Genomic DNA, 7,225 nt, shown 5'->3' with positions numbered 1-7,225 from the left:
TACCGTTCGGCTGGAGCCGCGTCGTGCCACTCGCCGAGAGGCGACCTGCACACCGACACCAGCGCCGCCCCCGGCCCACAAGGTCGGGGGCGGCGCTGTCTACGCACGGCTGCCAGCAGGTGGCGGCACAATGTCCGGGTGACTGACGCGCAGCCGTGGTCCGAGCAGTCGGGCGTACTCGTACTCCCTAGTGGGGCGATGGTGCGCGGACGCCGCATCGCTGCCGCGACCTCGCCCGCCGACTTCGCCGTGCTGTTGGCGCCTGGCCCGGAGCCAGCCTGGCCGCACCGGCGGATCCGGTGGCCCGATTTCTGGGTGCCGCTCGACCGCGCCGAAGCCCTCGACGCCCTGCGGGAGGCGTTGCGGCGGGCGCACGGTGGTGAACGCGTCGAGGTGGCCTGTCGGGGTGGGCGGGGTCGTACCGGAACGGCCCTCGCCGCGCTGGCGATCCTCGACGGTCTGCCGGTCGAGCGAGCGGTGCCGTGGGTTCGGGCCGGCTACCACCCGAAGGCAGTGGAGACCCCCTGGCAGCGACGCTGGCTGCGCCGCATCACCTGACCGCCCGCCCGCAGGCAAGCGCCCGCGCAGCGCTCCGGACGGGCCGCGACGCAACGGTGTCACCCCAGGCCGACCACCGCCGGTTCGCTGACGTACTCGCGGAGGTGGTCGGCGGTGAGGGTGTCGCCGGTGGCGACCAGCTCGGCCGGTGTGCCGGTGAAGACGATGCGACCGCCGTCGTGCCCGGCGCCCGGCCCCAGGTCGATGAGCCAGTCGGCGTGTGCCATGACCGCCTGGTGGTGCTCGATGACGATCACCGTGTTGCCGGCGTCGACCATCCGGTCGAGCAGGGCCAGCAGTTGGTCCACGTCGGCCAGGTGCAGGCCCGTGGTCGGCTCGTCCAGGACGTACGTGGTGGTCTTCTCGGCCAGGTGGATGGCGAGTTTGAGTCGTTGCCGCTCGCCGCCCGACAGGGTGGTCAGTGGTTGGCCGAGGCTGAGGTAACCCAGCCCGACGTCGACCAGCCGACCGAGGATGGCGTGCGCCGGACCACCAGGGAAGAACGCGTACGCCTCGGTGACCGACATGGCGAGCACCTCGCTGATGTTCTTGCCGCGCAGCGTGTACGTGAGCACCTCGTCGGTGAAGCGTCGCCCCTCGCAGCGTTCGCAGACACTCGCCACGCCGGCCATCATCGCCAGGTCGGTGTAGATGAGCCCGATCCCCTTGCAGGCTGGGCAGGCGCCTTCGGAGTTGGCGCTGAACAGCGCGGCCTTGACCCCGTTGGACTTGGCGAAGGCGGTGCGGATCGGGTCGAGCAGCCCGCTGTAGGTGGCCGGGTTGCTGCGTCGTGAGCCGCGGATCGGGGACTGGTCGACGATGACGACCCCGGACCGGCCGCGCAGCGAACCGTGGATCAGGGAACTCTTGCCGGAGCCGGCCACGCCGGTGACCACGGTGAGCACCCCGAGCGGGATGTCGACGTCCACGTCGCGCAGGTTGTGCAGGTCGGCCTGGCGGATGGCGAGTTGCCCGGTGGGTCGGCGTACCTCGGCGCGCAGGGTCACCCGGTGGTCGAGGTGTCGGCCGGTGAGCGTGTCGGAGCGGCGCAGGCCGGGGATGTCGCCGGTGAAGCAGATCCGCCCACCGTCGGTGCCGGCGCCGGGGCCGAGGTCGATCACGTGGTCGGCGATGGCGATGGTCTCCGGTTTGTGTTCCACCACGAGCACGGTGTTGCCCTTGTCGCGCAGCCGCAGCAGCAGGTCGTTCATCCTGGCGATGTCGTGCGGGTGCAGGCCGACGGTGGGTTCGTCGAAGACGTACGTGACGTCGGAGAGGCTGGAGCCGAGGTGCCGGACCATCTTCACCCGTTGCGCCTCACCGCCGGACAGGGTCGCCGACTCGCGGTCCAGGCTGAGGTAGCCCAGCCCGATCTCGACCAGGGAGTCCAGCAGTTCGCGAAGGTTGGCGACCAGCGGCGCTACCTGAGGGTCGTCGATGCTCTGGACGAAGGTCGCCAGGTCGCTGATCTGCATCGCCGAGCAGTCGGCGATGGTGCGCCCGGCGATGCGCGACGACAGGGCCGCCGCGTTGAGTCGGGTGCCGTCGCAGTCCTTGCAGGTGGTGAAGGTGAACGCCCGGTCGACGAAGGCGCGGGTGTGGGCCTGCATCGACTCGCGGTCCTTGGCCAGGTAGAGCCGCTTGATCTTCACGACCAGGCCCTCGTACGTCCAGTTGTTGCTGCCCACCTTGATCTTCGTGGACGGCTTGTGGAGGAGGTCCTCCCACTGTTGCGCGGTGAAGTCCTGGAGTTTGACGTCCGGGTCGAACAGGCCGGAGCTGACGATCGTCTGCCAGTACCAGGAGTCGACCGCGAAGTTGGGCGCGGTGATCGCGCCGTCGTTGAGGGACCGCTCGACGTCCACCAGTTCGTTGACGTCGAGGTCGGAGACGCGGCCCAGCCCTTCGCAGGTGAGACACATGCCTTCGGGCAGGTTGAAGCTGAACGCCCCGGCGCCGCCGACCGCCGGCTGGCCGAGCCGGCTGAAGAGGATCCGCAGCATGGCGTACGCGTCGGTGGCGGTGCCGACGGTGGAGCGGGAGTTGACGCCCATCCGTTCCTGGTCGACGACGATGGCCGCGCTGAGGTTGCGCAGCGAGTCGACGTCCGGCCGGTTGAGATTCGGCATGAACGACTGGAGAAAAGCGCTGTAGGTCTCGTTGATCATGCGCTGGGACTCGGCGGCGATGGTGCCGAAGACCAGCGACGACTTGCCCGACCCGGAGACGCCGGTGAAGACGGTCAACCGGCGCTTGGGGATGTCGACCGAGACGCTGGCGAGATTGTTCTCCCGCGCTCCGCGTACCTCGATCATGTCGTGGCTGTCGGCGGCGGACCATGCTGGCTGCGACATGCGAACCCTTCACGGAATCGTGGCGGGAGTTTCTCCCGCCGAGCACTTGCGGGTTCTATTGTCTCATTCATCCCCACGTAGAGACTTTCGCCGACATTCGAGCGTGGGCTGTTGCAGGACGCCCCGGAAAGTCTCAAATCACGTCGTAAGCGGTACGGTTGCTCGCGTGGACGTCGCCTCGCAGGATCGGCTACGCGCCGTGGACCTGGCGGCCACCGTCGGGATCTCGGTGCAGCAGGTGCGCAACTACGTCGAGTTGGGGGTACTGCCGCCGACGCGGCGCACCGCCAGCGGCTACCGGATCTTCACCACCGAGCACGCCCGGGCGCTGACCGTGGCGCGGCGGTTGGCCGAGGGGCACGGCTGGAGCCGTACCCGGGAGATCATGGCGGCGGTGCACCGGGGTGACCTGCCGGCGGCGATGGCGGCGCTCGACGGCGGCCATGCCGAACTGGACCGGGAACGCGCCGAGATCCGCCGGGTGCTCGGCGCCTTCGAGACCGTGCTGGCCAGCCCACCGGACGCCCGGCCGACACCACGCCACGGCGTCCGCATCGGCGAGGTCGCCGCCCTGGTCGGGGTCCGGACCTCGCAGCTGCGGCTGTGGGAGCAGCGCGAGCTGCTGCGGCCGGGTCGCACCCCGGGCACCAACTACCGGGTGTACGACGAGGCTGAGCTGCGCGCCGCGCAGGTGATCGCGTTGCTGCGCCGAGGCGCGTACCCCTTCGAGATCATCGCGGCGGTGCTGGGCGAGCTGCGCACCACCGGCAGCGCGCAGCGGGTCCGCGCCGAGCTGGCCCGCCGTGAGCAGGAGTTGCACCTGCGCAGCCTGCGCCGGCTGCGGGGCAGTGCCGCCCTGCACGACTACCTGGCCGGTCGCGGTGACGCTTGTTGACCGGCTCCCGTCCCGGCGGGCGATCCGCCTGACTAGGGTCGGGCACATGAGAGCTGTGCTGCTGGCGGCCACGACCTCCGCCGTTCTGCTCACTCCCGTGCCGGTCGGCGCGGCGGGAGCGTCCGCCGCGCCGATGGTGCGATGCCCCCGGGTTCCGACGCCGGCGACGTCCCGCCCGCCCCGACCATCGCCCCCGCCCGCCGTGCCCGCACAGCGGGTTGTCGGCGGCGCGGCGCTGGACACGGCCGGCCTGGTCGTACCGGCCGGCGTCGCCGCGCCACCGGGGGTCACCGCCACCTCGTGGCTGGTCGCCGACCTCGACAGCGGCCAGGTGCTCGGCGGCTGCGGCCCACATGAGTACGGCCCACCGGCGAGCGTGCAGAAGCTCCTGCTGACCGCCACGATGCTGCCCAAGCTCGACCCGAAGCAGACGGTCACCGTCACCGACGCGGACATGCTCATCGAACCCGGCTCCTCGGCCGTGGGTCTGGTCGCGGGCGGCCGGTACACCATCGAGACCATCTGGCTCGGGTTGCTGCTCAACTCCGGCAACGAGGCCGCCAACGCGCTGGCCCGACTCGGCAGTGGGACGGACACCGCCGCCGGCGTACGCGCCATGAACGAGCAGGCGCACCACCTCGGCGCGCTGCAGACGCACGCGGTCACCCCGTCCGGGCTGGACGGCAAGGGGCAGTTCACCAGCGCGTACGACCTGGCGCTGATCGCCCGGGTCTGCTTCGCCGAGCCGGCCTTCCGCCGGTACGCGCTGACCGAGCAGGCGTCGATCCCGGCCCAGCGGGCGCAACGCACCAAGGGTTTTCAGATCCAGAACGACAACCAGCTCATCTACCGGTACCCGGGTGCGCTCGGCGGCAAGACCGGGTTCACCGACCTGGCCCGGCACACCTACGTGGGGGCGGCGGAACGCGGCGGTCGGCGGCTGGTGGTGACCCTGCTGGGTGCCGATTCGGCGCCGGCACGCGGCTGGGAGCAGGGCGCAGCCCTCCTGGACTGGGGCTTCACGCTGCCTCGGGACGCCGCTGTGGGTCGGCTGGTCGAGCCCGGCGAGCTGACCGCCACCCCGTCGGCGGCACCGTCCGCGCTGGCGGCACCCGGTGCGCCAAGGCCGGCGGCGGCCAGCGGGCCCGCGCGTACCGGCTCGGGGTGGCTCTGGTCGGTGACCGCGGCGAGCGGCGCGGTGGTGCTGGCGTTGCTGGGCGGCCTGCTGTGGCGGCGTCGCCGCCGGTTGCCCTGACGGATCGACATCGAGCGTTGTCCTCCATAGACTCCGGGCTTTGCGGCACCACCAGTCCAGGAGGATCCCTGTGTCGAGTGAACTCGAACCGCGCACCGCAGTGGCGGCACCCCGCCGGCCGGTGCGCGCCCTGACCCGCCTCGCGGGGGTAACCGTGCTCGCCGGGGCGCTTGTCGTCGGCGCGTCCGTCAGCGCGGTCGCCGCGCCGGCCGACGCCCGCAGCGATTCCGCCGCGCCGTCCACCGTTTCGGACACCGCCACCCGAGCACCGCGCACCACCCACGGCCCGTGCGCGTACACCGAGACCCCGGACGAGCCCGCGGCCCGGCCGGTGCCGCTGCCGCCCGACCCGCGTCGCACCCCGGCCCGGGGCAGTGTGCGGGTGACCCTGGCGACCAATCACGGGCCGATCGGGTTGACCCTGGATCGGGCCGCCGCGCCGTGCACTGTGCAGAGCTTCCTGCACCTGGTCGGCAAGCGCTTCTACGACCGCACCCCGTGCCACCGGCTCACCGCGTACCCCACGCTGAGCGTGCTGCAGTGTGGTGATCCGTCCGGCACGGGCGAGGGCGGCCCGGGGTACCGCTACCGCGACGAGCTGCCGACCAACCTGCCGCCCGCGCCCACCGACCCGACCGGGGAGCGCCGGGTGTACGCCCGGGGCGTGCTGGCCATGGCAAACGCCGGGCCGGACACCAATGGCAGCCAGTTCTTCCTGGTCTACGCCAACTCCGCGCTGCGCCCGAACTACACGATCTTTGGCGAGGTCGACGGGCCCGGCCTGGCCACCCTGGATCGGATCGCCGCCGGGGGAGTGGCCCCGACCGCCGAGGACCCGGCTCCTGTCGACGGCTCGCCCGCGCTGCCGGTGACCATCCGTAAGGCCGTCCGCTCGCACCACCACCACTGACCTGTACGAGCGCGGTGGGTGACCGTCGGTCGTCCACCGCGCTCGGCGGAACTTTCGGGAATTGATTGGAAGCGATCCAACCGGTTCCCGGGGCAGTTCAGGCCGTCACGCCGGGTCGGGCGAGCCGGTCGGCGGGGCGGCGGTGCTGTCGCGCACGACCAACTCGGTGGCGAGCTCCACCCGGGGCGAGTCGATGCCCTCGCCCTGGGCCAGGCGCAGCACGGTCCGGGCCGCCAACCGTCCCATCTCGACCAACGGTTGGCGCACGGTGGTCAGCGGTGGTGAGGCCCAGCGGGCTTCCGGCAGGTCGTCGAAGCCCACCACGCTCACGTCGTCCGGGACGCGCAGCCCTCGACGTCGGATCGCCTCGTAGACGCCGAAGGCCATCTGGTCGCTGGCGGCGAAGATGCCGGTCGGCGGGTCGGCGAGGTCGAGCAGCGCGGTCCCGCCGGCGAACCCGGAGGCGTGGTAGAAATCGCCCGGGTAGATCAGCTTGTCGTCCACCGGCACCCCGGCGGCCTCCAGCCCGGCCCGGTAACCGTCGAGCCGCGCACGGCTGCACAGCAGGTGCGTCGGCCCAGCCACGAAGCCGATGCGCCGGTGCCCGATCGCGAGCAGATGTTCGGTCGCGGCGAGCCCGCCGGCCCAGTTGGTGGCACCGATCGTCGGCACGTCCATGGCTGGCACGCCGGCCGGGTCGACGACCACCACCGGCACGTTGAGGCGGCGCAGTTGCGCGTGCAGCGGTGGGCTCAGGTGCGAGGTCACGAAGATGACGCCGTCGGTGGCTCGGGTGCGCAGGTTCTGCAACCACTGCCGGGCCGCGGTGGGCTGCCGGTGTATCGCGGAGACCACCGTGCCGACGCCCGCGCCGTGCCCGACGTCCTCCACGCCCCGAATGATCTCCACAGCCCAGGGGCTGTCCAGGTCGTTGAAGACCAGGTCGACGAGGCCGGCACGGCGAACGCTGCGGCTGGTGCGACGCCGGTAGCCGTGGTGGCGCAGCAACTCCTCGACGCGTTCGCGGGTGTCCGGAGCCACATCGGAGCGACCGTTGAGGACCCGTGACACGGTCGGCACCGACACCCCGGCCTCCCGTGCGATCGCGGTGATGGTCACCCTGCGTCCGTCGTCCGCGCCCACCCGCGTCTCCTTCACCGAGCCGGAGGAACGACCACAAGACGTCGTCCACCGTGTGTCCCGGAACGGCGTGCCCGTTCCACGGGTCATCTTGCCTCACCGGTAGGGGTTAA

The 7,225-nt window shown here is 71.7% G+C and carries 6 protein-coding genes; 4 read left to right on the top strand and 2 right to left on the bottom strand.

The window, feature by feature from the left end; all coding sequences use genetic code 11:
* The first annotated feature begins 138 nt into the window (after positions 1-138).
* Positions 139-558, top strand: a complete 420-nt coding sequence (locus IF46_RS0131105) for a protein-tyrosine phosphatase family protein (protein ID WP_030491979.1) — start codon at positions 139-141, stop codon at positions 556-558.
* Positions 559-617: 59 nt separating this feature from the next.
* On the opposite strand, the gene IF46_RS0131100 is transcribed toward IF46_RS0131105, so the two are convergent.
* Positions 618-2,912: an ATP-binding cassette domain-containing protein gene (locus IF46_RS0131100; RefSeq protein WP_030491978.1), complete on the bottom strand. Its 2,295-nt coding sequence runs from the start codon at positions 2,910-2,912 to the stop codon at positions 618-620.
* Between the two features lie 166 nt (positions 2,913-3,078).
* Here IF46_RS0131100 and IF46_RS0131095 point away from each other — a divergent pair, with 166 nt between their 5' ends.
* The 3 genes from IF46_RS0131095 to IF46_RS0131085 all read left to right on the top strand — a co-directional run bounded on the left by IF46_RS0131095 (position 3,079) and on the right by IF46_RS0131085 (position 5,972).
* A complete protein-coding gene (locus IF46_RS0131095; protein ID WP_030491977.1) occupies positions 3,079-3,807 on the top strand; it encodes a MerR family transcriptional regulator in 729 nt (242 codons plus the stop codon).
* A gap of 46 nt (positions 3,808-3,853) precedes the next feature.
* A complete protein-coding gene (locus IF46_RS0131090; RefSeq protein WP_030491976.1) occupies positions 3,854-5,062 on the top strand; it encodes a D-alanyl-D-alanine carboxypeptidase family protein in 1,209 nt (402 codons plus the stop codon).
* 70 nt (positions 5,063-5,132) lie between these two features.
* Positions 5,133-5,972: a peptidylprolyl isomerase gene (locus IF46_RS0131085; RefSeq protein WP_232234226.1), complete on the top strand. Its 840-nt coding sequence runs from the start codon at positions 5,133-5,135 to the stop codon at positions 5,970-5,972.
* A gap of 105 nt (positions 5,973-6,077) precedes the next feature.
* Here IF46_RS0131085 and IF46_RS0131080 read toward each other — a convergent pair whose 3' ends face one another.
* Positions 6,078-7,115: a LacI family DNA-binding transcriptional regulator gene (locus tag IF46_RS0131080; protein ID WP_030491974.1), complete on the bottom strand. Its 1,038-nt coding sequence runs from the start codon at positions 7,113-7,115 to the stop codon at positions 6,078-6,080.
* Between the last annotated feature and the right edge of the window lie 110 nt (positions 7,116-7,225).

This window comes from Micromonospora chokoriensis (genome assembly GCF_000718555.1).
In the GTDB taxonomy this organism is placed as follows: domain Bacteria; phylum Actinomycetota; class Actinomycetes; order Mycobacteriales; family Micromonosporaceae; genus Micromonospora; species Micromonospora chokoriensis_B.
This window is presented reverse-complemented; position numbering and strand designations above follow the sequence as displayed.

Excerpts from the sequence above, each read along its gene's own strand:
- IF46_RS0131090 (WP_030491976.1), top strand. The coding sequence starts at position 3,854 with ATGAGAGCTGTGCTGCTGGCGGCCACGACCTCCGCCGTTCTGCTCACT.
- IF46_RS0131100 (WP_030491978.1), bottom strand. The coding sequence starts at position 2,912 with ATGTCGCAGCCAGCATGGTCCGCCGCCGACAGCCACGACATGATCGAG.